We start from the raw sequence: 24,742 nt of genomic DNA, 5'->3' as shown, positions 1-24,742 counted from the left end.
TACGAATAAGAGTTTAGGGTGCCTCTATCCCCCGTTTAGGTTACTAATATTATGTAAGTTATTGATTTAGGCATGAAATCTGCTTGTTATATTTGTAATAATAGATATAAGCATACTCTGTAAGGAATACTTTACAAATGAACATAAGAAATATGTACATATTACCAAGCGCGTTATTGATCGTTGGAATGAGTTCAGCTCAAGCTACTCTTATTAACGATATTGTAATCTCAAATACCATGACTGGTGTTGAGACCATGACGTGGTCAGATCAGGATCTGAATAACCCAATGATGTCGAATGTTACACAGACAGGTGATGTTACTTCTACCATGGGATCATTTAGTGGTGAGATGATGGATGGAACCCCTGTCTGGGATTATTCATGGAATTTGATGAGTGATCCTGACCCATTTATTTCAGGTAATTTCACTGTTACAAATACAAGTTCAATGATGCAAACATTTGATATTACATTCGGACTACCGATTTCACCGAGTTTTACAAATGGTTATATGACAGGCAGTTTATCTGGTAGTTATGTTGATGCAAATAATGATGGTACAGCCATGTTAAGTCTGAATACCTGGGAAGGTTTAATTGATGGCACATCACAAATGAGTCTGTCTATATTTGAAGGCTCATGTATGGGTGGTCCTGGTTGTTTTGTTTCAATTGGTGAAGTGACTGAAGGACCTACTTTGTACACAGGTGATGCAAATAACACAATTGCAATTCACATGAACTTTGGGCTTTCAGCCGGTGATAGTGTGACTTTTAACACCTTGTTTGATGTTACTCCAGTACCTGTACCTGCAGCGGCATGGTTGTTTGGTTCTGGGTTAATTGGTTTAGCTGGATTTGCTAGACGAAAGAAAGCTTAAAACTAAATCACATTAGTTAGAAAAGAGGCGGCTTTTTAGTCGCCTTTTTTAATGCCTTCAACTTCTGCTTTAGGGTGAAAGCAGTTATTTGTTATTTCTAAATTTGTATCGGCAAGCCAGGTTCTCCAACTAGCCATAAGCAGTCTTCAACAAAAACGAAATAATCCTTTAAAAACCTCAAAAGCAGACATTTACCTGATTATTTAAATGTTGCCTAAATATTTTGATAAACGCCAATTATTCAGTTGTTTTACACTACAATTTATAAAATACATGTAGGTTAATGAAATGCTATCATTAGCCTACAGCCATAAATAACGGTAAGCAATATTCAAAATATAGAGTTTGATAATGAAAAATATTGGTAGACGTTTCTTACTTTTATTTATACTCACAGTAGCTGTTTTTGTGCTGATCCTCGGTTACTTCTATTTATCAGAAGTAAACAAGAAAAAATCCGTCCTTGAGGCGAATGAGATCTTGCAGGTTAAGCTTGGAAAGCAATTTTTTGAAAAAGAGCTGGAAACCACAGTTTCTGATTTGAGGATTCTTTCACAACACAATGCTTATGATGTAATTGGTACGCCCCATAACTCTGATATATGGGAGAACCTGGCACAAGAATTCATCGTATTTGCGCATAATAAACCTTACTACGACCAGATACGCTTTCTTGACGAAACAGGAAGAGAGGTTATCAGGGTAAATAGTGCTTCTGGGAGTCCCTATATCGTTGCGCAGGATCAGCTGCAAGACAAAAGTCAACGCTATTATTTTACCGATACCCTACGTCTAAAACAGGGAGAGATATTCATTTCTCCATTTGATCTGAATATTGAACATGGAAAAGTAGAAGTACCGTTTAAGCCAATTATACGATTTGCAACTCCAGTACTTTACGGACCGGAGAAAAAAAGGGGTGTTATTCTTCTTAATTATCTCGGTTTAAACTTGTTACAGGCACTCAAGGAGCCGGTGGCTGGTAATAAGGATAATACAATGCTCCTAAATGCCGATGGGTATTGGTTGCATACTCACCTTAAGGAACTGGAATGGGGGTTTATGCTTGAGAACGATCATACAATCCATGAACATTTTCCAGAAGCCTGGAAACAAATCACAAATGCAGATGAGGGGCACTTTTATAATAGTAACGGGCTATTCACTTTTGTCACAGTTTACCCTTTTCTACATGATGCGTGGAAATCAAATGACGAGACAGCAATTGCCCTTGAGATGAAATCTGGTGAGAACAAGAATAAAAAACACTACTGGAAAATAGTTACCCATGTCTCAAGTCATGATCTGAATGCTGCTGCCAATGCTATTGCCAAGGAAATACTCTTGGTTTCTGCACCTTTGTTTGTGTTATTGATGATAGGTGTCTGGTGGTTGGCGCGAGCCCAAATTCGGCATCAGGAAGCAGAGAAGGGTTTGATCAGATTCAAGACTACCCTGGATAGAACCATGGACTGTGTGTTTATGTTTGAACCAGAATCCTTGAAGTTTTTCTACGTCAATCAGGGAGCTGTGGTGCAGGTGGGTTACAATCATGAAGAGTTGATGCAAATGACTCCAGTTGATATCAAACCAAAATATGATGAAACAGAATTCCGCAAGATTATCTCGCCATTGATAAAAGGGCCTAATCGTTCTATAAGGTTCAATACTGTGCATCAACACAAGGATGGACAGATTATTCCTGTAAACATTTTTCTACAATACATTCAACCAGTAAACGAATCACCCCGTTTTGTGGCCTTTGTTCATGATATCTCTGAACAGATCACACTGGAAGAAAATCTACGCCGCACCGAGAAAATGGATGCCATGGGTAAGCTGACTGGTGGAATAGCCCATGACTATAACAACATGCTAGGGGTTATTATGGGTTATTCTGGGTTATTAGAAAGTGAACTGAATAAGCAACCCAAACTGGCTAAATATGCTCATGAAATACACCATGCGGGTAAACGTGGCGCTATTTTGACAAAAAAATTACTCTCTTTCTCACGCAAAAATGAAAAAAATTCTGAAGCCGTTAATATAGATCTCAATTCCCTACTGAAGAGTCAGCAGCATATGCTGGAAAAGACCCTTACAGTACGCATTAAACTGGTATTTGATTTACAGAAAGATCTTTGGCCCATCTACCTGGAAGACAGCGAAACTGAAGATGCCATCCTTAATATAAGCATTAATGCCATGCATGCTATAGAAGGTAACGGCAAATTAACCATGCATACCTGTAACCAAACAATAAATCAGATGGATGCACAGGCGCTAGGTCTTACAGCAGGAGATTATGTTCTGTTCAACATAACAGATACAGGCCATGGCATGGATAAAGAAACCAGAGAAAAAATCTTTGAACCCTTCTTTTCCACCAAGGGGGAGCAAGGTACCGGGCTGGGTTTGAGTCAAGTTTACGGTTTTGTACGCCGTAGTGGAGGTACCATTAAAGTTTATTCTGAACGCAATAAGGGAACTCGTTTTGCTCTTTATTTTCCTCGCTATCATGAAACTAAAGATAAGAAAAAATTGATTGAAGAAAATAATGTTGAAGACATTAATGGCACAGAAACTATTCTGCTAGTAGATGACGAACCCGCATTACTCAATTTAGGTAGTGAAACACTAACTGTACATGGGTTTAATGTGATCTCTGCTGAAAATGCTAAAAATGCACTGGACGTTTTAGAACATGAAACAATTGATTTATTGATTACCGATATCATTATGCCTGAAATGGATGGTTATCAACTTGCAGCTATTGTTAATGAAAAATACCCTGAAATAAAAATTCAACTTGCCAGTGGTTTTGCCGATAATCGTAATATGACTATGGTTGATGAAAATCTGCAACAGAATATATTATACAAGCCCTTTAGCTCTATAGATTTACTACAAAGAATACGTAAGTTACTTGATGAAAAATAACAGTAACTAAGATCTCTTTATTATTTAATTTTTTAACAGAGTAAAAAATTACTGTGCGGGTTCTATCTGCACCGCATCAAGCTGAACACCTAAAGTGCCTCTGGGTACCATCAAACTCATTTGAGTGCCGTCACGTATAATTTCAATACTGGTATAACTGCCTATTTCACCCTGCATTGTTGCTGCTCTGACATCAGGCCAGCTTAGTATTTTTTTATCGTCGTAATATAAGATGATGTCATCGGGTTGAAAACCGGAAGACTCGGCGGGTGAGCCTGCCATAACTGAACTTACCTTTACACGATTATTCTGTCCGCTTACATATAAATACTGATCGTATGCATCATCTCCCATTTCTGAGCGCAGTGTAATTTTATTTGAATTCAGTTCCCTCAGTTCTTTGCTGTATTCTCTTCTCTGTGTAGAGCTGGAGCGTCTCATCATATTTTGTAATTCAAGGCGTCTGAAATCCTGCTGGCTCATGCGACGTAGAATATCTTCTGCAATATCCGGGTTAATACCAGATGCAATTAGATTTTCAGCGTTGGGTGTTACATTAGATTTTATTTTTTTCTTACTGTTATTTTTACCAGAAGAATCTTCAGCATCGTTTTGTGAAATAGTGTTATTTTTTAAAGAAACTTTCAGTGTTTCGACCTGGTTCTGGAGTCCGTCAAATTTATATTGCAGCAATTCAAACTGATATGCCAGATCATCAGAATCGGCCTGAGTTTGAAATGGGTTCGGTTTCTGGTTGTTATTATTGGCGCTGTTTTTGTGAGAGGATTTTTCAGAATTGAAATAATCCGTGTTACTCATGTAACCGCCAAAATAACCGACGACTAAAGCAATAATTAATGTTGTTAGGTGTGATTTCATTAGTGAGAAATATTAATCACGCCTGAATAAATTCCCGGGGGAAAATATCAGGGATGATAATAAAAGTTTAGTTATTGGTTTCTGCCGCGTTTTCAGCTTCAGATTTAAGGCCAAATTTTTTCATTAACCACGCCGGTGGGCAGAAGCCTGTGAATGAACTTTGAAAACAGTTAAAGCCAACAAACAGGGTAACCCATGTCCAGTTAGGGTGATGGAATATGGCTAATAAAGATGTCAGCATAACCATGATGCCGCCCATTGCAAAAAGTGCTCGTTCTATAGTCATTGATATTTCTCCAGTTGTATTTATTTCGTTGTTACTGACTGGCATTCCATCGTATTAATGCTTTCTGTTTTTTGAGAAAATAAATTTTCTTCTAATGTTTTGTTTTGTTCCGCTTAGTCCACATATCCTGAGCCAGTTCTAATGCCTGATCCGGTGTTTCTGCTTTATTTAATAAACGCAGGGCAATAGCGGTCGTACCCACAATTGCCGCTTCTGCATACTCGTCTGTTTCTTCACCGCGCCAGAAAGGGCCCAGTCTGTTTTCATCCAGCGTGCTTTCTTTTACATGGCGTTTGGCAAAAATGGCGGGCCATTCTTCATCCCATGTTTTTCCATCAATGGCATAAGATACGGTGCATTTTGTATCCGGGTTACGTTCAACTTCACCTGCTTCACCCTTAAATACTGCAATCTGTTCTTCACCCATAATATTGGCAGCGTGCTGATGTACTGATTGATAACCCGGGTGAAAAATAGCCTGAATAGAGTGGGGCGCTTTTAACGGGTTTATCATTCGGCCAACGGTATGAATTGGAGAGCGTAAGCCTAAAAACGGACGTAGCTCTATAATATCCTTCAACCGGTCACTAATTGTTGATATAGGCATATAACAGAAGTTATTTTTTTCAATCTGCTGTTTCGCATGATCCAGAGTGGTGCTGGTTTCTATGCCAAGTGGCTTTAATACTTCAGAGGTATACATACGACCCGGTGTATGGCCTTCTGCACCGTGCATACAAACCTTGATACCATTATCGGCTAGTAATAATGCACTTAATACGTACCACGGAGAATGACGACGTTTACCTGCATAAGACGACCAGTCAAGATCAGCATAAGTTTGCCCATCCTGTTTGAGAAAGTGTCTAATCGCACGAACAAAACCTGCAACTTCTTCCGGCGTTTCTTCTTTAACACGTAACAGCATTAAAAATGCACCCAGCTGCTCGGCGGTTACCTTGTCTTCCAGAACCATACTCATTGATTCAAATGCTTCTTCAGCGGTTAAACCACGTGAGCCGTTTTTACCTTTACCAAGTATGCGTATAAAAGGGGCAAATGGATGTTCTTCTTGCATAAATATCTCAAATAATCGTTGTTTGGGGGAGTATATTAAAGGTTAATCGTAAATTATAAACCCATAAAGAATGGGATATATAGGGGTTAAATCATCAAAATCAACTATTTATTGGTGGTTTCAGGCTCTGGTCGCCATTAAACCATCTGTATCAGTAGAAATACAAAACCAATCACTGCGGCCAGTGGCACAATATATCCCATCCAGTCTTGCATGGTTCCCTTAGGGGAGTTTGCTACCGCATGTTTCATGCGTGGCCATATAAACACGATCATCGCGATTAGAAAGACCGCACTGCCTATTTTTAACCAATCCATACTTATCTCTATTAATATTTAATGTTTAGAAACAACACGCCCCGGATAACCGGGGCGTGAAGGGTGTTACCAGTTGGTGTGATGATTAATCATCACCACCAAAAGCGCTAAGCAGGTGCAATAGAGCCTGGAACAGGTTGATTATAGAAAGGAACAGGCTAGCAGTTGCCATAATATAGTTAGTTTCGCCACCGTGAATGATTGAAGATGTTTCATACAGAATCAAACCACTCATTAGCATTACGATTGCGCCACTAACAACCAGACCCATAACCGGCATCTGCAGGAAGATATTAGCTAGAGCTGCAACGATCACAACCAGCATACCCACCATAAGGAATCCGCCCATAAAGCTGAAATCTTTACGTGTAGTCAGTGCGTAACCTGAAAGACCAAGGAATATCACACCCGTGCCACCCAGTGCAGTAGAAACAACGCTAGGATTAACCGCAAGGTACATATTAAGCATTGGAGCCATGCCCAGGCCGATTAGACCGGTGAAGGCAAATATTGTCGGAATACCCGCAGCAGAATTAGCTGTACGAGGCAATACAAACCACAAAATGCCAATAGCGCCAAAAGTTGCAATCATCGCAACGCCCTGACCAATTTGCATTTGCATACCGATAAAAGCAGTAATAGCACTGAATATCAGCGTTATAGAAAGCAACATATACGTGTTTTTAAGCACTTTATTCGTTGCAAGAACCGACTCCTGAGAGCGACCTATTGAGATATTTGGATTGTTCATTAAATTCCCGTACGTTTAAGTTATTTGGTTGGCGTTAGATTACCATTGTGTTTGAGACAAGGCAAAGCCATTCTTAGTTCACTATGTGTGGCTATTTGTGTGATTTTTCAAGTGCATACCAACTTCTTTGGTGTGATTAGGCTTTTTCGCATAAAAAAGTCACAAGAGACTGGTTTTACACATAATTTTCCAGTATTATTCGCCACCTCGATGTAACACCCATTTATTGGGCGCTCGAACCTGGAGAGGTGGCAGAGTGGTCGAATGCACCGGTCTTGAAAACCGGCGTCGGTTCATCCCGACCCAGGGTTCGAATCCCTGCCTCTCCGCCATACATAAAAAAAGGCTCCCTGTTTTTCAGGGGGCCTTTTTTTATGTATGTGGAAAGGTAGTATTTGGTTCGAACCAGTTTCGAAAAAAGCGCAGGACAGCGCTTTTTCGACGCGATGCTTTTACAGCGCCCCGAAGGGATGTGTGCCATCAATCCCTCTATTAGTACGTAACGAAAGTTAAGTACTCATTTAAAAGATGGTAGTTAACTGGCGGAGAGGCAGCCCTTCATAAAAGAGGGAAGGGGTCGGTGACAAATGGAAAGGCTAATAATTCTCGATTGTCACCGCTCTCCTTTTTGTCTTTGTTTAATTTATAGAATAAGTAATCATAAATTTGTTCTAAATGAATCTTCAACTCAGCCTTTCTTTTAGAATTTCTTTCATTTGAGTTATGAGTTTGCTTAACCTGCCTTGAGCATGAGTTATAAACATCATTTGATTTTTTCCAACAAAATTCATTCTGGTAATAAGTGTTTTCGTTCAGGCAATGCTCAAGTATTGAAACAGCCATTTTTTACATTTAATGAATTCGTTTGATGTTGGTGATGCTTTGCAGTTGCCGCTGATAAAAATTAGCATCATGCTACAAATATTAATGAAAAAATTGAGATGCATACGCATGTGATTAATTTCTCTTAATTAAAAAAACAGGTTAAAAGCAATCATATAAGAAACAAAAATTTAATGTTATTTACAGGAAGGCTAAATTCAGGTCTTTATGCCAGACTGTTTCAGGTTTCGGCTCAGTTAATACACTCAGATACTACTGGCAAATTTTCTTATTATATGTGCTATATTAATACGCACTTATAAAGCATCATCCTAAATGCATAAAAGAGACGAATTCTATGTTTACTCTCGATTTTACCGATTTGAAGATTCCATTATTAATGCTGTGTGTTTACACACTGGCTTCATCTGCTCCGCTACAGGCTGAAGAGCAGGGCATTGAGCTGGCAGCCGCTCAATATCATGAGGTTCAACAGGAGCGGGTTATTGATGCGTTGGTTGAGGCGGTGAATAAAGCGACGGTTACAGCCCAGACATCAGGGCGTGTGAAGCAGATATATTTTGATGTAAATGATTATGCGAAAAAAGATGATGTTCTGCTGCGTATGCGTGATAAAGATCAGCAGGCAAAATTACGTGCCTCACAGGCTGATTTTTCTCAGGCTGAAACAGAGTTTCTGCGAGTGCAGCAGCTACACAGTAAAAATCTGATTTCTAAATCGGCCGTTGATAAAGCCGAGTCTCAGTTTAAGTTAACCCGCGCCCGTTTAGATCAGGCTGAAGAAAACCTTGAGCGTACGATCGTGCGAGCACCTTATAGCGGTATTGTAGTTAAACGCCATATTGAAGTGGGTGAAACGGCTCAAACGGGCGCACCACTTTTTACCGGTTTGTCATTAGAGTCACTCAGGGTCGCGGTTAATCTTCCACAGGATATTATTTTACCTGTCAGACAATTTAAAGCAGCCAGAGTGCTTGTGGCCGGTAAAAGTGTTGATGGAAAATCCATGACAATAAGCCCTTATGCGGATGCTGATAGTCATACATTTTTAGTCAGAGTTAATTTACCGCAAGGTAGTCATGGCCTGTATCCGGGCATGGCGGTTAAAGTTGCATTTTCAATTGGGCAAATGCGCAAGTTACTGGTGCCGGCTTCAGCTATAACACATCGCAGTGAAATGACGGGTGTGTATGTAATGAATGATCAAAAAGAGCTGAGTTTATTACAGGTAAGACCCGGACAGCAGATAAATGGCAATATCGAAATATTATCTGGCCTGCAGGAAAATGATCAGGTAGCAATCGATCCAGTTAAAGCGACTATTTATTATAAAGATCATATTACTAATTAATACGACTGTTGCTTCAGTGTGTATCTCATCCCCTGATACAAACTGGAATCCAGATATAAATATTCAGATATGACAATGTTTAAGAGAGTTACAAATTAATGAATAACAATCTCGGTATCTCAGGTAAGGTCGCTCAGTATTTTTTAAATACCGAGATCACTCCATTGCTCGCGTTGTTAGGTTTTCTATTAGGCATTTTTGCGGTAATGATTACTCCCCGTGAAGAGGAGCCGCAAATCAATGTAACCTTCGCAAATGTTTTTATCGCTTTTCCCGGTGCATCCGCGAGTGATGTTGAGCAATTGATTAGTGTACCGGCTGAACAGGTGCTTTCAGAAATTGAAGGTATCAAGCATATCTATTCTGTCTCCAGGCCCGGCATGTCTGTTTTAACCGTGCAGTTTAAAGTGGGAGAAGATCGCACTCAGGCAATTGTGCGTTTGTATAACACAGTGTATTCAAACCAGGACTGGTTACCACAGGGGTTAGGTGTAGCTCAACCTATTATCAAACCTAAGGGTATTGATGATGTGCCAATTGTTGCTATGACTTTGTGGACTAAAGACGAATCCCATGGTCGTTATGAATTAACAAAAGTGGCACATGCAATTGAAGCTGAACTGAAACGTGTGCCGGGTACGCGTGATATCTACACTAAAGGCGCAGCAAATGATGTTGTGCAAATTTTACTCGATGCAACCACACTGGCTGCATATAAATTATCGGTCAGTGATCTGGAGAATGCATTACGTGCGAGTAATAGCTCAGATAGGTCGGGCCAACTTATTAGTGACAACAATCAGGTTGAAGTTCAAAGCGGACAGTTTCTAAGTTCAGTGTCAGAAGTTAAAGATCTAGTTGTTGGTATGCATAATGACAAGCCCATTTATTTACGTGATGTTGCGCAAGTTAAAAGGGGTGCTGTACATCCCGAGCAAACAAGCTGGTTTGGTGTAGGCGCAGGGTCTGATTTAAACCAGAAAAATATTCATGGTGAGTATCCAGCTGTAACACTGGCAATTGCTAAACAGCCAGGCACGAATGCGGTTGAAATTGCCAATCAGGTCATTGAACGGGTTGAGCAGTTAAAGGGTGTTTTTATTCCTGATAATGTTGAAGTTACCATTACCCGAAATTACGGATTAACAGCGGATGCAAAATCAAAACAACTTATTGGCAAACTTGCTTTTGCCACAACATTTGTTGTATTACTGGTTTTATTTGCACTGGGATGGCGTGAAGCTATTATTGTGGGGCTGGCAGTTGTTATTACGCTGGCGATTACATTATTCGCATCCTGGGCCTGGGGTTTTACCTTAAATCGGGTTTCACTTTTTGCGTTAATTTTTTCTATCGGTATTCTGGTTGATGATGCCATTGTTGTAGTTGAAAATATTCACCGACATATGCAACTCGGTGGAAAATCATTTAAAGAATCAATTCCGTTAGCGGTAGATGAAGTGGGTGGCCCGACCATTCTCGCGACATTCACGGTTATTGCTGCACTTCTGCCAATGGCATTTGTTACCGGAATGATGGGGCCCTATATGAGTCCGATTCCTATTAATGCCAGTCTTGGCATGCTTATATCTCTGGTGGTGGCTTTTGTGGTTACTCCCTGGTTAGCTTATAAAGTTTTAGCCGGTCAAAGTCATTCACAGTCTGAGGTAGAAAATGAAGAAGACTCAAAGTTATATGTGTTTTTTAATAAATATCTGGCACCCTTTTTAAGTGGAGAAAAAGGTCAGTCTAATCGACGAAAATTATTTATTGGTATATTGGCTTTACTGATTTCTTCAGTCGCACTGGTTGGTTTCAAACAGGTCGTTTTGAAAATGCTGCCATTTGATAATAAATCAGAGTTTCAGGTGATTGTAGATATGCCGGAAGGCACAACGCTGGAAAAAACTACCAGAGTATTAGGTGAGTTAGGGCGAGTTATAGCGAAGGTGCCTGAAGTTTCAAATTATCAGGTTTATGCCGGTGATGCCGCACCGATCAACTTTAACGGTTTAGTGCGTCAGTATTATTTGCGCCAGCAGGCAAACGAAGGTGATATTCAGGTTAATTTATTAGATAAATCAGAACGGGATAAAAAGAGTCATGAGATTGCTCGTGATTTACGCGACCCATTACAGTTAATTGGTAAAAAATATAACGCCAATATTAAAATTGTAGAAGTGCCCCCCGGGCCTCCTGTGATGTCACCATTAGTTGCTGAAATTTACGGGCTAAATTACAGCGGTCAACATAAAGTAGCGAAAGACATTCGTAAGGTGTTTGATAACACAGCTGATGTCGTTGATGTGGATGATACGATTGAAGCCGAAGCGGATAAAATCATTATTCATGTTGATCAGCAAAAGGCAGCGATGGCTGGTGTTACTCAGCAGCAGATAGTTAGTTTGATTTCTACGGTGGTTAAAGGTCAGGATGTCAGTTATCTACACACAGGTAATATGAAGTATCCGTTACCGTTACGATTACAATTTAAAGTTGAAGATAGAGCTAGAGTTGATAGCCTGTTATCACTGCGTGTGCATAATAGAGACGGCAAGCTGATTCCTCTGTCAGAAATGGTCCGTATAGAAAACACTAAAATTGAATATGCAATTTATCATAAAGATTTATTGCCGGTAGTAATGGTAACAGGTGATACATCAGGTGATCTGGATAGTCCGCTTTATGGCATGTTTGATATTATGGCTAAGCTAACGAAGGATAAGCCTTTATTGCAGCAACATATGATTGATCAGCCAGAAAACCCTTATCAATATAGTATGAAATGGGATGGTGAATGGCAGATTACCTATGAAACATTTCGTGATATGGGCATAGCCTATTCAGTTGGTTTGATTTTAATTTATTTTCTGGTTGTTGCACAATTCAGATCTTATCTGGTGCCACTAATTATCATGGCACCGATTCCACTAACTATAATTGGTGTGATGCCCGGACATGCATTACTGGGTGCGCAGTTTACTGCAACATCTATGATCGGCATGATTGCGCTGGCCGGAATTATCGTGCGTAACTCTATTTTACTGGTGGATTTTATTAATCAACAGGTTGAGCAGGGCATGGCATTTGAAAAAGCGGTTATTAATGCGGGTGCAGTGCGTGCTAAACCGATTGTGTTAACCGGGCTTGCAGCAATGTTAGGGGCTTTCTTTATTCTGGATGATCCAATATTTAGCGGGCTTGCTATATCACTTATTTTCGGTATTCTGGTTTCAACTTTATTAACATTAGTTGTTATACCGGTTATGTATTATGCGTTGATGCGTAACAGGGTATAAGTTACCCGGTGGCTGTATGTTTGTAACGTGTGATAAATACACTGTAATAAGGCAGCGTATAAAAAATAATCTTAAAAATATAATTAAGGTGTTGTTTAGTTATTAGGTGCTTTCTTTTGCTTCATACAGAGCAATATCGGCTCTTTTTTCTACGCTTTTCATAGAGGTGTCATCGGGTAAAAATTCAGCGACGCCTGAGGATATATGTACTCTGTGTATGGTGTCATTTATAATTAAGCGTTCATTTTCAAGTGTAGTCGCTATTCGTTCCGCTAGTTGAGAAGCTTCTTCTTTATCTGTCTCGGGTAATAAGAGTAAAAACTCGTCACCACCCATTCTGAATACATAGTCATCCTGACGTTTAGATTTTTCCAGAATTGTTGCCAGATGTTTTAAAACCTGATCACCTACATCATGTCCAAAATTATCATTAAAGTGTTTAAACTGATCTACATCCAGGGTAATCATGGAAAGTTTGTTTTTGTATCGGGCAATTCGATGTAATTCCTGTGTTCGTGTTTCATAGTAAGAGCGACGATTTTTCAGGCCGGTTAACACATCAGTGAGAGACGCCTGCTCGGCTTTTAATTTATCATTATTTGTTATTCTTACACGATCAGCTAAAGCTAGTGATAAAAATACGGCGTCAATTAACATGCCGAAATCGAGTGCTTTATAGGTAATGTAGCTAAATGGAATTATTCCCATTACGCTACTAGAAGTGACTATAGTACCTATTAATCCGCTGGCTGATCCCATTATGAAAAAACGTGCAGATCTGTTTCCACTTTTCCATGAATACAGAGCAATAGAAAAAATATAAGCACTGATAAAACCAGCGAATGAAACAGCAATAATAACATTTAAGGTGTAACCGCTTAAAACAGCAGAAAATACAGCTACAACTGCGTAGCCTATAATTATGTTTTTAGTTAACGTATTAAGTTGAGGATGGAATTTTTTTAGATTTAGAAATGATTGAGCAAATAATAAGCCAGTTAGTGAAAATAGAATAATAGAAAAACTCTGAATCCAGGTTTGCAATACTGGGATTTGTGAAAATAATAGCTTAAAAGTATAACCATTGTATGAAGCGTTCATGATTAAAAAAGCACTTACGAAAAGCACATAATAAGAATAATAGTTTTCTTTAATTCCAATATATAGAAATAAATTGTATAAAAGCAGGGCGATCATTACACCATATAAAAATCCAGTTTTTTTAGATTCCCGCATCTGTTCGAATAGAAAATCACGCTCTGCAAGTATGGAAACAGCAAATACAAAAGGATCCCGTGTTTTAACCTGCATGAAAACAATAGATTCACCGGGTTCGAACATGTGTTTAAAATTAATTAAAGAATGGTCTATTCCTCTTTTCTCATAATTAAATGTATTTCCCAGTTCAATCTGTTTGATATTGCCGCCAGGTGAAATGATGCTTATATTGATATGATCAAGCCAGGGTGGCTCAAAAACAATCAGACGCGTAACTGCAGATGTTTCTGTATTATTTAAAGAGAGCTTAAACCAGTAGGCTGACTGGCTAAAAGGAGTGCTAAAGATGCTTTGTTTTAATCTATAGAAATCATCATTAGTTAATAAACGTATTTGCTCAAAATTCATCCCGGCATCAATATCCTCATACACGATCATTGATTGTCCAATGTTATGTTGAGGGGTTGATAAATCTAAAGGTGTTTGTGATGCTTGAACGGGGTGGATTATACAAACAAGTATAAAACATAAAAATAACTTCATTAATAGTTACATCTCATTATTGGTGACTACAAAGATCTGGTCTGGATTTATATTTTTTAAATACTCAAATACACCTGTTTTATTCGGAACGTTGTTCAGGTGTAACTGTATACTTAAGGAGAGCTGAGATATCTAATAATCATAACTTCTGCTTATATGGTGTTATAGCTTGTTTATCTCTTTTTTGCTTAGAATATGATTTTTCAATGAGTTAGGTCGGTTGATTTGCCAGTTACGATCCGGTTATCTATAAATAGTTGATATAGCTTAATATAGAGTGTTTTAAGCTCGTTAATGATCTTGATATGTCTAAAGAAGCAGCTATAAGGTATAGGGATCAGACTAAATAAAACTCATTATGATAAAACCCAGCATTAAGACCATTACCTTAAGTCGATTATTGTCATTTCTATTGTTGGCAGCTGTTGTGATGTCTGTTGTTATTGCATTTAATTTCAGAATGCTTTCTCATAATATTGTTAAAAATGAAGCAACATCCATTGCAGATATTATAAAAGCAGGTTTAACGGCCCATATGAAAGCAGATGTTATGGATAAAAGAAGTTTCTTTTTAAATGAAATAAAAACAGTGCATGATATCAGTGAGATTGAAATAATTCGGGCGCCTGCTGTTAACAGGCAATTTGGTGTTAGTCAGCTCGAAAAAGAGGCAGGTGAGATAGTCAAAAAAGTATTTGAGACAAAACAGCCGGAATTCATAATAGATGATTTCGGCATAATACCTTCAATTCGTGCTGTTATGCCTTACATAGCTACAAATCAGGGGAGACTTAACTGCCTTGATTGTCATCAGGTTTCTGAAGGTACTGTATTGGGTGCTGTTGATATCACATTAGATATTACCAAGTACCGCAGTATGGCTTCATGGTTATTAATGGTGCTGCTGGTAGCTTCATTAACCATTATATTATTAATCGCTATTAATACATTAAGAACGGTTCAGGTTTACATAAAAGATCCTCTTGAAAACCTCATCGTAAAAGCAAAAGATGCTTATGTAACACATGAGCCGGTCAACTCAGAAACATTTACAACGGTTGAGTTTGAAAACGTTGCAAAAGAAATAAATCATTTCAATAAAGATATTATTGCTAATCAGGACATGCTTAAACAGCTCAATTTTAATTTGTTAGAGCTTAATAATGAAATTGAAGACACCTTAAGAGAAACAGTTTTTACCATGGGTGTAATTGAAGAGCAGCGTTCAAAAGAAGCAAAAAATCATACTCGACGAGTAACGGAATACAGTAAATTATTAGCAACTAAATTAGGTCTGTCGAATAGAGATGTAGAATTAATTGCTTCAGCTGCACCTTTGCATGATATAGGTAAACTGGGAATTCCTGATTCAATACTTTTTAAGCCGGGCAAGTTAACAACTGAAGAATTTGAAACCATGCAGAACCATCCTGCCATTGGCTATTCGATGCTTTCACATTCGAAACGCGACATACTAAAAGCAGCAGCCATAATAGCGCATCAGCACCATGAAAAATGGAATGGTAGTGGGTATCCCTGGGGGTTAAGGCAAAATGATATACACGTATATGGAAGAATTGTGGCTTTGGCTGATGTTTATGATGCACTGTTATCAGAGCGACATTATAAAAAAGCATGGCCATTGGATGATGTTATATCATGGGTAGAAAAAGAAAGTGGTTCCCATTTTGATCCAGATCTTGTGGATATTTTAATATCAAATATAGAAGAGTTTGTCGCTATCGGAGTACTGTATAACTCTAATAATGACGGTATGGATGTAGAACCTTAAATCATATTCATTTATGGTTTCATTTGAAATAATTTAGAATTAAAGAGAAAAATAATCCTGTATTAGTTGTTTTTCAATGCTGCTTTATCCTTCATTCGGGTGAGTGGAAGGGCGTTATTGTCAATGTTTTTTTAAAACCTCTTGACTTAAATACAGGATATAAGTATAAATCAATTTTTGGCAAACTTGTTCGAAAGACAAGGGCGTAAAGCCACCAGTCTAAGGATGAAAATCTAGGATAGTGGGGTTGCTGCATCGCATATCATTATGCGAGTAAGAGTCATGCATTCTCAGTTTACGATTTATAAAATTCCAGACTGACTTCAAATATAATAAAGTGTTAACTGATATTTTCATTCATATAAAGCAGGAAAAATTAATGCATAAATTAATATGGGAATCTGAGGGTGTCTACTGGAAATATCATGGGGATGTTACAGGTAAAGAAGTTATAGACGCATCAGTTAGTATTTACAGTGATTCACGATTTGATGAAATAAGTTATAAGTTAGTTGATTTTTCTGATGTTGTAACTATTCAAATGGACGCAAATGAAATTGCCACTGTAGCCTGCATGCATAAAGCTGCTGCTTTATCTAACCCTTATATCAAAACAGCCATCATAATCAATGATGTAAAGAATCAAAGGGCTAAATATTTCACATCATTTTTTAAAGGTTCGAATTGGGAAGTAGAGATATTTGAAGACTTAAGTAAGGCATATGACTGGGTTGAGAGAAATGACTGATATTAACTATTAAATTTTAAATAAAATTAAACTGTGGATTTAGTTGGAGTAGAGATCAATAGTCCTCTAATAATAATTGTTCTCTGGCACAGTTTGTTTTAATAAATCCCCGCTCTCTACATTAATCTGTTAGATGCTGCATATTTATTACACATAGAAAATATTCTAACATCCAGCCTGATTTTTTTGAATAGCGTAAGCAGTACCGCCAATATTTACCCGTCCATTGCTCTGTAAGTAGATAGGAAAAAATCCCTGTTCTTTTTTGTCAGTTGTATATACCAATACGACGTGTTTTGCATTATGTTGAATATCCCAAACCCCGTTTATAGTGTTATTCGAAGCTCCTCCAGCAGTGCCGGGAACAGACCAGCTTCCTTCCTTGTTGTAGCTATATCGGCCATTTTTGCAAAATTTTATTACTGTTAGTGTGCTATTAGAGCTAATAACTGAGCCAGTGTAAGATGTTAACTTTGCTCCGTTCAATCCCTGCTTCCATTGTTGCACGACACTATCTGCGCTCATGGTTGAAAATGAGAAAAGAAATAATGTGACAGGGATTATTAATTGTTTAATAAAAATTTTCATTTTTTAACTGTGTCAATAATGATAAAAATTCTCTAATGTTCGAAATGACTTTTCTCGAGCATAAATTTTATCATGTTAGCCATTTAGAATTCGTGTTCTTCAACAATGAAAGCAGAAGATTTTGTATGATCGATAAAATTACCTTCATCTTTCATTAATGCTACACCAAGTTTCTGGCCTTCAGGAGAGTTCATTCCATCCATAAGCGCCTGTTCTGATTCGAACCAGACTTCAGCAACACCGTCATACTCAGGTAACATCCCTCTTGAGGTTCTTAAACCTTCATTCAAAGGTGTATTTAGAGTGTGTGATTGCACATATTTTTTTGCACCCATTGCTTCTGCGTTATCCATGAAGAAAGGGCCATGTTTATTCATCCAGTACTCTTTAAATTCTTCGCGTGACATGTCAGGGTGACGTGTAATACACATAATAAATTTAATCATTAAGCCGCTCCTTATATTTATTACTCAAGTTTTTTACGATAATGGTTGCTTAGAACTTGCCGTTGTTATTTTTCCATTCGCTACGAGTTGGAATTTTTTCTATCGTGCCCCAATGCTCTACAATTTTTCTGTTCTCTAAGCGGTATAGGTCAAAGAAAGATGATGAAATTTTATTAACATTACCTTCACAAACGCTCAGAACAAAATTGCCTTCAGCTAATATACGATGGCATTTCTCATAACTGATTGAAAAACAACTAGAATTGGATTGGGATAAGGCCATACGTAGTTCGGTCAGATCGTTGCCAAGGTGTGGACTATGCTCAGTATAGTGCTTCTGGTTTATATAATCACCCAGTTGAATAATGTGTTTATGAATAAGCACATCATCAGTAAAAGATATAATTATTGTTCGGTTAATTTCTGTTAACTCATGATCTGTGGCTTCTGTTATGCCATCGACCATAGTGTTTCCAGAGCTATTAGGTCCTTGTCTTTTCTGGATATTATCCCAGTGTTCAACTGCCTGGCCGTCTTCAAATCGAAATATTTCAAAACCTATATTCCGAGTTGCAAAGTCATACTCTGTGTGACCGAAAATAAAATCATTATCTTCAAAAATGCGCACAATATTTACTTTAGGCGATGTTTCAGATAGACGCTTAAAAAGTACTGCTAGTCCTTCACTGCCTTCATGCGTTTGTGGATTGTGCTGTATATACTTATCTTCATTGACTATAGCTACCGCTGATGGGTCACCGGTTTCTATACCTTTCAATAATTGACATATCTGTTCTTTTTTATTTAAGTTCATAGAGCCTGCTTATTGCCTTTTTTATTTTTTAGTCAATTGTTTCAGTGCCTCATTGAACTTATCTGTGATCAGAGATAAATATACACTAATAATAGCAATAACTGTTCACTGTATCGATTTATTCTGGATGCGGTATATTGTAGGTGTTTCTTTAGGTGAGCAATATCATTGTTATTTATGCGTATTGATTGTGTCCTAAAGGAGTGCCTACATAAAGACATCTGTTTTATGGGGGATTTAGTTACTGGCTGTACGACGTCACTAGTTTGACGATATCATTCAACTTTTTCATATATGAAAGTTGGTGAATATCCCGTATATTTATCTGCTGGTTAATTCACACCTTATCACAGAGTATTTATGAGCAAAGAATCTATCATTGTTAAAGGCGCTCGCCAGAATAACCTGAAAAACCTCGATCTTGAATTGCCCACTAACGAGCTTATCGTGGTGACAGGGGTGAGTGGCTCAGGTAAATCAACTCTGGCATTTGATACGATTTATGCAGAAGGTCAGAGACGTTATGTAGAGACCTTTTCAGCGTATGCACGTCAGTTTCTCGATCGTATGGACAAGCCATCTGTAGACAGTATTCAGGGCATACCTCCTGCGATAGCGATTGATCAGACTAATCCGGTTCGCACATCCCGTTCGACTGTTGGCACAATGACAGAGTTAAATGATTACTTAAAACTGCTATTTGCCCGTATGGCTCAGTTGTATTGTTCAGGGTGTGGTCGTGAAGTGCTCTGTGATTCATCTCAGAGCATTGTAGAAAGCTTGTATGCGGTGATGGCTGATAACCAGAGGGTAATGGTTTGTTTGCCGGTGAAAATACCCCACAACTTCACTGAAGATGAAATCGTAGGTTTATTAAATCAACAGGGTTATACCCGTATACATAAACGAGATGGAAGTTTATTAGAGGTTATTCAGGATCGTTTCAAGCTTAATGAAGAAAATAAAGGCAGGTTAACAGAAGCCGTTGAAGCGTCTCTAAATCATGCAAATGGACGGGTGCATGTATTTCCGTTAGATGAAAATAAAAAAGCCGGTAAAGCGCTGCGTTTTTCAAGTCATCATCATTGTCCTGATTGTGATATTGATTATGGTGAACCCAGCCCGAGTCTGTTTTCATTTAATTCCCCCATCGGTGCCTGTGAAAGCTGTAAGGGCTTTGGGCGAATTATTGGTGTTGATTATGGTCTGGTTATTCCGGATGAATCAAAATCATTAAAAGAGGGTGCGGTAAAACCAATTCAGACACCAAGTTATATTGAAGTTCAGGATGAGCTTATAAAGTTTGCCAAAAAATCTAAAATACCTATCGATATCCCCTGGAAAAAACTCACTAAAAAACAGCAGCGTTGGGTAATCGAAGGTGAGGGGGACTGGGATGATGGCGTATGGTTTGGTATTCAGCGATTTTTTAAATGGCTGGAAAGTAAATCTTATAAAATGCACATTCGTGTGTTGCTCTCAAAATATCGTTCGTATACACCCTGTGGTACCTGCGATGGTGCCAGATTAAAAGCACCGGCTTTATGGTGGCGTCTGGGTAGCCTTGAGTTATCAAATAAAGTCATCGATGTTAATCGGCGATTAACACCTAAAGGTTTGAACTTATCTAAAAAAGACATTGAGAAGTTGCCAGGACTGACGGTGCATGATGTTATGCATTTACCGTTGAGTGATTGTGCTGAGTTTTTTAAGTTGATTAAATTACCCTCTGCGATTGATGAAGCGGCACAGTTATTATTGAGTGAAGTGCGTTCACGTTTAAATTATCTGTTAGAAGTGGGTCTGGGTTATTTAACCTTAGATCGTCAGTCTCGCACCTTGAGCGGAGGGGAGGTGCAGCGCATTAATCTCACTACGGCTCTGGGTACATCACTTGTTAATACTCTGTTTGTTCTTGATGAGCCCAGTATTGGTTTACACCCTCGTGATGTCAATAGACTGGTTACCGTGTTGCATCGTTTGCGAGATGCGGGAAATTCCTTATTAGTGGTTGAGCATGACCCGCAGGTGATGTTGGCAGCAGATCGAATTTTAGATATTGGCCCGGGGCCCGGGAGACTTGGGGGTGAAATCTGTTTTTATGGAAGCCCTAAACAGTTGTTGCGAAATAAAAAATCACTGACTGCACAGTATTTAAGCGGTAAAAAAAGTGTGAGTAAGCCTGCTGAAAAAACAGCAGGGGAAAATGAAAAACAGTTACAGAATCAGGTTATTCAAATTATAGGTGCAAGTGAACATAATTTAAAAAATATTGATGTGGATATACCCTTACATCAGCTGGTTTGTATTACCGGTGTCAGTGGTTCTGGTAAATCGACATTAATGCGAGATGTTCTTTACCCCTGGTTATGCAAACACAAAGGTAAAACAGTTGAAACACCCGGAGTCTGTAAGAAAGTTAAAGGTCATCAGTTAGTTGATGATGTTGTTCTTGTTGATCAAAGTCCTATTGGAAAAACCACACGCTCGATACCGGCAACGTATGTGGGTGCATTTGATGCGATACGTAAACTGTTTATTGCTGAACCACTCTCTAAAGAACGTAAGTACACACCGGGAACGTTTAGTTTTAACTCGGGTAATGGACGCTGCCCAACCTGTTCTGGTAATGGTTTTGAAATGGTTGAGATGCAGTTTTTGAGTGATGTGTACATTCGTTGCCCGGATTGCGATGGTAAGCGTTATCGTGCAGAAATTTTGCAGGTTAAATTATTCGGTGAAATAGTTGAAGGTGATAGGCAGGCAAAATCAATTGCAGACATTCTGGCAATGACGGTTGCTGAAGCTCTGTTATTTTTTGCGGATGAGCCGGAAGTGATTAAAACGCTACAACCACTCGTTGATGTTGGTTTGCATTATGTTCAATTGGGCCAGTCTGTGCCTACGTTAAGTGGTGGTGAATCACAACGGCTTAAGTTAGCCGGGCATTTAGCCAAAAATCTTAATAAGAAAAAACAGACGGGAAAAAAATCAAAGTTGAAAAAAACGGTTAAGGGCACACTTTTTCTATTTGATGAGCCAACTACCGGTTTGCACTTTGATGATATTTCTACCTTGATGAAAGCATTTCAGCAGTTGATCGATGCGGGTAATTCACTATTGGTGATTGAGCATAACCTGGATGTGATACGCAGTGCAGACTGGTTAATCGATATTGGCCCGGAAGGTGGTGATGGTGGTGGGCAGTTAGTTACACAGGGTTACCCTCAGCAGATTGCGGTGCAGGGTGACTCATATACCTCAGTTGCATTACGTGAATATGAAGCTTCGTTTAATTTATCAAAGACCGAATTAATAAAAGCGTTGCCGGTTAATACACGAGAAACAAAAGTAAATCAGTCTATTCAAATTCATCATGCGCGTGAAAATAATTTAAAAAATGTAGATATTGAAATACCCCGTAATAAGTTCACCGTTATCTCCGGAGTGAGTGGCAGTGGTAAAAGTACGGTTGCATTTGATATTGTTTTTGGCGAAGGACAACGGCGTTATCTGGAGTCGTTAAATGCTTATGCTAGACAGTTTGTACAACCCGCATCTCGGCCTGACGTGGATGCTATTCATGGCATTCCTCCTACGGTTGCTATTGAGCAGCGTACAAGCAGGGGTGGACGTAAAAGTACCGTTGCAACATTAACAGAAATTTATCACTTTATGCGTTTGCTTTACGTGAAGCTGGGAACACAGTATTGCCCTGAATGTGAAGTGGCAATAGAGCCTCAGTCATTAGATGCCATTCTGGCCATGGTGCAGAAAGATTATCGTGGGCGTGAAGTTACTTTACTGGCACCGATGGTTGTTGCGCGTAAGGGTATTTATAACGAACTGGCCAAATGGGCCAGTACTAAAGGTTATCAGCAGTTACGGGTTGATGGCGAATATGTATCAACCAGTGACTGGCCTAAATTAGCCCGTTATAAAGAGCATGATATTGAGTTACCCATTGGGAAATTAAAAATAGCCGCCAATAAAGAAAAAGAATGTGCTGATTTATTACAGCAGGCATTAGATGTAGGTAATGGTATCGTTATTGTTGAGCCGCTTAAAGCAACAAAGAAACAGGTAGGTGAAAGACTTTTTTCAACTGAACGGGCCTGCCCTTCATGTGGTAAAGGTTTTGATGAGCTGGATCCGCGTTTGTTTTCTTATAACTCTAAACATGGCTGGTGTGATTCCTGTTATGGCACGGGTGAGACAATAAAAGATTTCGACGAAGAGCAGACAGGTGAAGAAGGAGCATGGTTAGAAAATGAAGATGATGTTTCTACGCAGTGTAAAACCTGTGATGGTCAACGCTTAAATGAAACTGCTCTTGCGGTACGTTTTCGTAAGATGTCTATTGCACAGCTGGCAGCCATGTCGGTTGATGATTCGGAGAAATGGTTTTCTAAATTAAAGTTAACACAAAAAGAACAGATAATTGCGCGTGATTTATTACAGGAGATGTCAGGTCGTTTAAGTTTTCTGCAGCGTGTTGGTTTGAATTATTTAACACTGGATCGATCTGCACCAACTTTAAGTGGTGGTGAAGCACAGCGTATTCGTCTTGCATCACAGCTAGGCTCTAACTTGCAAGGTGTCTGTTATATTTTAGATGAGCCGACAATAGGCCTGCATGCGCGTGATAACCAGCGGTTGATTAAAACACTTCGTCAAATACAGCAGCAGGGCAATACAGTTTTAGTAGTCGAGCATGATGAAGATACCATTCGTGAAGCCGATTATCTCATTGATATGGGGCCAGGCGCCGGAATAGAGGGGGGGGAAGTTGTCGCGCACGGTACGTTGAAGCAGATGATAAAGAATAAAAAATCATTAACCGGGCAGTTTATTTCAAGTCCGCTGCGTCACCCGATGAATGATTTACGTGATAATGAAAAACGTTCATTACTGGAAGCTGAGAAAATTAAAATAGTAGGTGCTGTTCAGAATAATCTGACAAATATAGAGGTTGTTATACCCTTACGAAAACTGGTTAGTGTTTCTGGTGTGAGTGGCAGTGGTAAAAGCACATTGATTAGATCGGTTTTACATGGAAACTTAAAAACGGCGATAAATAATCAACGAAGCAAAGCAGGGCGTAATAAAAAAATTAGCTGGCAAGGCTGTAAAGAGATTAAAGGCTGGGAATCTATACAAAGAATTCTGGAGGTCGATCAAACGCCTATTGGAAAAACGCCACGTTCATGTCCGGCAACCTATATTGGTATCTGGGATACAATTCGAAAACTATTTTCAGATACTGTTGATGCGCGATTAAAAGGATTCAAACCCGGGCGTTTTTCATTTAATGCGGGTGATGGTCGATGTGATGCCTGTGGTGGTCACGGTATGCGTAAGGTTGAAATGAATTTTCTTCCTGATGTCAGGGTGGAGTGTGAAGTTTGTCATGGCTGGCGTTTTAATGATGAAACGTTGTCAGTTCGTTATAAAGACAAACATATTGGTGAAGTGCTTGGCATGAATGTAAAAACAGCCACAGAATATTTTTCAGCTATTCCGAAATTGCACCATGCATTACAGTTATTACAGGATGTTGGTTTAGGTTATTTAACATTAGGCCAACAAAGCCCGACATTAAGTGGAGGCGAGGCTCAACGAATTAAGCTAGTGGCAGAGCTGGCCAAAGCCAATACCAGTCCAACGGCAAAAATTCGCCAGCATAATTTATATATTCTGGATGAACCCACGGTGGGTTTGCATATGGCGGATGTGGAAAAATTGTTACGGGTTTTACATCGTTTAGTTGATGCGGGTAATTCAGTTATTGTTATTGAGCATAATCTTGATGTTATTGCGGAATCAGACTGGGTAATTGATATGGGGCCGGAAGGTGGAAAATACGGGGGTAAAGTTGTGGCTCAGGGTAAACCTGAAATAATTTGTAAACGTAAGAAGTCTCATACTGGCGTTTATCTGAAAGAGCTTATTAATTGATGTGAAT

General features: G+C 38.9%; 16 protein-coding genes, 1 tRNA gene, 1 pseudogene and 1 riboswitch. Of the genes and pseudogenes, 8 read left to right on the top strand and 10 right to left on the bottom strand.

What is annotated here, in order from left to right:
• Positions 1–791 precede the first annotated feature (791 nt).
• Positions 792–884 (top strand): annotated as a pseudogene (locus tag DIZ80_04085) (peptidase M10).
• 351 nt (positions 885–1,235) lie between these two features.
• Positions 1,236–3,824, top strand: a complete 2,589-nt coding sequence (locus DIZ80_04080; protein ID RDH84656.1) for a hypothetical protein — start codon at positions 1,236–1,238, stop codon at positions 3,822–3,824.
• Between the two features lie 48 nt (positions 3,825–3,872).
• Here DIZ80_04080 and DIZ80_04075 read toward each other — a convergent pair whose 3' ends face one another.
• From DIZ80_04075 to DIZ80_04055, 5 genes are all read right to left on the bottom strand, one after another.
• Positions 3,873–4,703, bottom strand: coding sequence for a hypothetical protein (locus DIZ80_04075; protein RDH84655.1), 831 nt, complete (start codon positions 4,701–4,703; stop codon positions 3,873–3,875).
• Between the two features lie 67 nt (positions 4,704–4,770).
• Complete coding sequence (locus DIZ80_04070; protein ID RDH84654.1) at positions 4,771–4,989, bottom strand: DUF2892 domain-containing protein; 219 nt, start codon at positions 4,987–4,989, stop codon at positions 4,771–4,773.
• A gap of 91 nt (positions 4,990–5,080) precedes the next feature.
• Entirely contained in the window at positions 5,081–6,067 is a 987-nt protein-coding gene (locus DIZ80_04065; protein ID RDH84653.1) for a glycosyl transferase family protein, read from the bottom strand.
• A 137-nt stretch (positions 6,068–6,204) separates the two neighbouring features.
• On the bottom strand, positions 6,205–6,384 hold the full coding sequence (locus DIZ80_04060; protein ID RDH84652.1) for a hypothetical protein: 180 nt from the start codon (positions 6,382–6,384) through the stop codon (positions 6,205–6,207).
• Positions 6,385–6,469: 85 nt separating this feature from the next.
• On the bottom strand, positions 6,470–7,135 hold the full coding sequence (locus DIZ80_04055) for a BAX inhibitor protein (protein RDH84651.1): 666 nt from the start codon (positions 7,133–7,135) through the stop codon (positions 6,470–6,472).
• 242 nt (positions 7,136–7,377) lie between these two features.
• Here DIZ80_04055 and DIZ80_04050 point away from each other — a divergent pair.
• A tRNA-Ser gene (locus DIZ80_04050) sits at positions 7,378–7,467 on the top strand.
• 226 nt (positions 7,468–7,693) lie between these two features.
• Here DIZ80_04050 and DIZ80_04045 read toward each other — a convergent pair.
• Positions 7,694–7,978: a hypothetical protein gene (locus DIZ80_04045; protein RDH84650.1), complete on the bottom strand. Its 285-nt coding sequence runs from the start codon at positions 7,976–7,978 to the stop codon at positions 7,694–7,696.
• Positions 7,979–8,315: 337 nt separating this feature from the next.
• On the opposite strand from DIZ80_04045, the gene DIZ80_04040 reads away from it, so the two are divergent.
• Complete coding sequence (locus DIZ80_04040) at positions 8,316–9,329, top strand: efflux transporter periplasmic adaptor subunit (GenBank protein ID RDH84649.1); 1,014 nt, start codon at positions 8,316–8,318, stop codon at positions 9,327–9,329.
• Positions 9,330–9,427: 98 nt separating this feature from the next.
• Positions 9,428–12,628 (top strand): multidrug transporter AcrB, encoded by a 3,201-nt coding sequence (locus tag DIZ80_04035; protein ID RDH84648.1) that lies wholly within the window; start codon positions 9,428–9,430, stop codon positions 12,626–12,628.
• Positions 12,629–12,730: 102 nt separating this feature from the next.
• Here DIZ80_04035 and DIZ80_04030 read toward each other — a convergent pair whose 3' ends face one another.
• Positions 12,731–14,389 carry a GGDEF domain-containing protein gene (locus DIZ80_04030; GenBank protein ID RDH84647.1) on the bottom strand — a complete coding sequence of 553 codons (1,659 nt, stop codon included), beginning with the start codon at positions 14,387–14,389 and terminating at the stop codon, positions 12,731–12,733.
• 358 nt (positions 14,390–14,747) lie between these two features.
• Between DIZ80_04030 and DIZ80_04025 the strand changes: the two genes are divergently transcribed.
• Positions 14,748–16,181 carry a histidine kinase gene (locus DIZ80_04025; protein RDH84646.1) on the top strand — a complete coding sequence of 478 codons (1,434 nt, stop codon included), beginning with the start codon at positions 14,748–14,750 and terminating at the stop codon, positions 16,179–16,181.
• 169 nt (positions 16,182–16,350) lie between these two features.
• Positions 16,351–16,436: riboswitch (cyclic di-GMP riboswitch) on the top strand.
• A gap of 124 nt (positions 16,437–16,560) precedes the next feature.
• Complete coding sequence (locus DIZ80_04020) at positions 16,561–16,929, top strand: hypothetical protein (protein RDH84645.1); 369 nt, start codon at positions 16,561–16,563, stop codon at positions 16,927–16,929.
• A gap of 165 nt (positions 16,930–17,094) precedes the next feature.
• Here DIZ80_04020 and DIZ80_04015 read toward each other — a convergent pair whose 3' ends face one another.
• The 3 genes from DIZ80_04015 to DIZ80_04005 form a co-directional block, all read right to left on the bottom strand.
• Positions 17,095–17,517 carry a hypothetical protein gene (locus DIZ80_04015; protein ID RDH84644.1) on the bottom strand — a complete coding sequence of 141 codons (423 nt, stop codon included), beginning with the start codon at positions 17,515–17,517 and terminating at the stop codon, positions 17,095–17,097.
• A gap of 83 nt (positions 17,518–17,600) precedes the next feature.
• A complete protein-coding gene (locus tag DIZ80_04010; protein RDH84643.1) occupies positions 17,601–17,963 on the bottom strand; it encodes an ethyl tert-butyl ether degradation protein EthD in 363 nt (120 codons plus the stop codon).
• A 49-nt stretch (positions 17,964–18,012) separates the two neighbouring features.
• Positions 18,013–18,777: a hypothetical protein gene (locus tag DIZ80_04005; GenBank protein ID RDH84642.1), complete on the bottom strand. Its 765-nt coding sequence runs from the start codon at positions 18,775–18,777 to the stop codon at positions 18,013–18,015.
• A gap of 360 nt (positions 18,778–19,137) precedes the next feature.
• Here DIZ80_04005 and DIZ80_04000 point away from each other — a divergent pair, with 360 nt between their 5' ends.
• Complete coding sequence (locus DIZ80_04000) at positions 19,138–24,735, top strand: excinuclease ABC subunit A (protein RDH84641.1); 5,598 nt, start codon at positions 19,138–19,140, stop codon at positions 24,733–24,735.
• Positions 24,736–24,742: the final 7 nt, after the last annotated feature.

It is taken from the genome of endosymbiont of Galathealinum brachiosum, from assembly GCA_003349885.1.
Lineage (GTDB): Bacteria > Pseudomonadota > Gammaproteobacteria > SZUA-229 > SZUA-229 > SZUA-229.
Note: the sequence above shows the minus strand (reverse complement) of the source record. Positions and strands in the feature narration are given on the sequence as shown.

Coding starts and splice junctions, on each gene's coding strand:
- DIZ80_04020 (RDH84645.1), top strand. CDS start 16,561: ATGCATAAATTAATATGGGAATCTGAGGGTGTCTACTGGAAATATCAT.
- DIZ80_04035 (RDH84648.1), top strand. CDS start 9,428: ATGAATAACAATCTCGGTATCTCAGGTAAGGTCGCTCAGTATTTTTTA.
- DIZ80_04025 (RDH84646.1), top strand. CDS start 14,748: ATGATAAAACCCAGCATTAAGACCATTACCTTAAGTCGATTATTGTCA.
- DIZ80_04070 (RDH84654.1), bottom strand. CDS start 4,989: ATGACTATAGAACGAGCACTTTTTGCAATGGGCGGCATCATGGTTATG.
- DIZ80_04005 (RDH84642.1), bottom strand. CDS start 18,777: ATGAACTTAAATAAAAAAGAACAGATATGTCAATTATTGAAAGGTATA.
- DIZ80_04065 (RDH84653.1), bottom strand. CDS start 6,067: ATGCAAGAAGAACATCCATTTGCCCCTTTTATACGCATACTTGGTAAA.
- DIZ80_04055 (RDH84651.1), bottom strand. CDS start 7,135: ATGAACAATCCAAATATCTCAATAGGTCGCTCTCAGGAGTCGGTTCTT.
- DIZ80_04075 (RDH84655.1), bottom strand. CDS start 4,703: ATGAAATCACACCTAACAACATTAATTATTGCTTTAGTCGTCGGTTAT.
- DIZ80_04000 (RDH84641.1), top strand. CDS start 19,138: ATGAGCAAAGAATCTATCATTGTTAAAGGCGCTCGCCAGAATAACCTG.
- DIZ80_04060 (RDH84652.1), bottom strand. CDS start 6,384: ATGGATTGGTTAAAAATAGGCAGTGCGGTCTTTCTAATCGCGATGATC.
- DIZ80_04030 (RDH84647.1), bottom strand. CDS start 14,389: ATGAAGTTATTTTTATGTTTTATACTTGTTTGTATAATCCACCCCGTT.
- DIZ80_04080 (RDH84656.1), top strand. CDS start 1,236: ATGAAAAATATTGGTAGACGTTTCTTACTTTTATTTATACTCACAGTA.
- DIZ80_04040 (RDH84649.1), top strand. CDS start 8,316: ATGTTTACTCTCGATTTTACCGATTTGAAGATTCCATTATTAATGCTG.
- DIZ80_04045 (RDH84650.1), bottom strand. CDS start 7,978: ATGGCTGTTTCAATACTTGAGCATTGCCTGAACGAAAACACTTATTAC.
- DIZ80_04015 (RDH84644.1), bottom strand. CDS start 17,517: ATGAAAATTTTTATTAAACAATTAATAATCCCTGTCACATTATTTCTT.
- DIZ80_04010 (RDH84643.1), bottom strand. CDS start 17,963: ATGATTAAATTTATTATGTGTATTACACGTCACCCTGACATGTCACGC.